Source organism: Burkholderia sp. Ac-20392 (assembly GCF_017104585.1).
Taxonomy (GTDB): Bacteria; Pseudomonadota; Gammaproteobacteria; order Burkholderiales; family Burkholderiaceae; genus Burkholderia; species Burkholderia lata.
The window spans coordinates 1-1,034 of sequence record NZ_JAAGPB010001083.1 but is presented as its reverse complement, the minus strand read 5'-3'; the positions used below and the strand labels follow the sequence as shown (position 1 = coordinate 1,034).

At 67.6% G+C, this 1,034-nt stretch carries 2 protein-coding genes; both read left to right on the top strand.

Translation table 11 applies throughout. From position 1 onward, the window contains the following. Window positions 1–132: 132 nt before the first annotated feature. Window positions 133–795 carry a class I SAM-dependent methyltransferase gene (locus G3N99_RS40905; RefSeq protein ID WP_206125272.1) on the top strand — a complete coding sequence of 221 codons (663 nt, stop codon included), beginning with the start codon at window positions 133–135 and terminating at the stop codon, window positions 793–795. A gap of 3 nt (window positions 796–798) precedes the next feature. Beyond that, window positions 799–1,020 carry a hypothetical protein gene (locus G3N99_RS40900; protein WP_206125273.1) on the top strand — a complete coding sequence of 74 codons (222 nt, stop codon included), beginning with the start codon at window positions 799–801 and terminating at the stop codon, window positions 1,018–1,020. The last annotated feature ends 14 nt before the right edge of the window (window positions 1,021–1,034 follow it).

Genomic DNA, 1,034 nt, shown 5'->3' with positions numbered 1-1,034 from the left:
ATGCGGTCGAGCGCCGCCGCCGCCCGGCTTTCGGCGTCAACAGCGCGACCGCGCGACGGCTGCTGGCCGCCGTGCCGGTCGGCTGGCTGTGATCCCTTCATCCCTTCGGCACCCTTCTGCAAAAGGAACGTCATGCTGCTCAAGAACCTGCGCCCGGCGAACGACTATGATCGCTTCGCCACCGAAACGCTCGAACCGTGGGACCTGCTGTTCATCAGCCGCATCCGCCAGCTCGCGCGCGGGATGACGCCCGGCGTGATCGCCGACATCGGCACGGCCACCGGCGTCGTGCCGGTGCGGCTCGCGACCGATCCGGCGATGCGCGGCTGGCGCTACGTCGGCATCGACCTCGATCCGGCGATGCTCGACGAAGGCCGCCCGCGCATCCATGAACTCGATCTCGACGACACGATCGAGATGCGCGTCGGCGACGCGCTCGCGCTGCCGTTCGACGACGGCACGCTGACGATGGCGGTCGGCCGCGCGACGCTGCACCACCTGCCGAACAAGGCACTCAGCCTCACCGAGATGTATCGCGTGCTGGAACCGGGCGGCATCGCGCTCGTGCACGACATGCGCCGCGACGCGCCGAAGCACCTGCTCGACCGCTTCACCGAGATGCGCGCCGCCGCCGACTATCCGCCGACCCACGTCGAGGAAAAGATCACGCTCGACGAAGCGCATGCGCTCGTCGCCGAAGCCGGCCTCGCGGAAGTCGCGTCGATCTACAGCCCGAGCGCGGGGCTCGGCGCGCTCGGCTTCGAGATCCTGCTGAAGAAACCGGCGCTGGCCTGAGTGATGACCGACCTCGCCTTCCTCGCCGCGCACGCCGCCGCGCGGCTCGGCGCCGACGACGTGCACTGCTCGGCGGTCGCGTCCGGCGCGCCGATCGGCATCGCGTCGTTCTGGGCATGCGTGTTCAGCACGGTGTACATCCCGGTAGTCACTGTACCGATAAAATCACAAACTACTAATCGCCTACCTCTCTTCTGCATCAAGACGACACGCCTGTCTCTCTGATCTTGACTGTCACA

Excerpts from the sequence above, each read along its gene's own strand:
- G3N99_RS40905 (WP_206125272.1), top strand. The coding sequence starts at position 133 with ATGCTGCTCAAGAACCTGCGCCCGGCGAACGACTATGATCGCTTCGCC.
- G3N99_RS40900 (WP_206125273.1), top strand. The coding sequence starts at position 799 with ATGACCGACCTCGCCTTCCTCGCCGCGCACGCCGCCGCGCGGCTCGGC.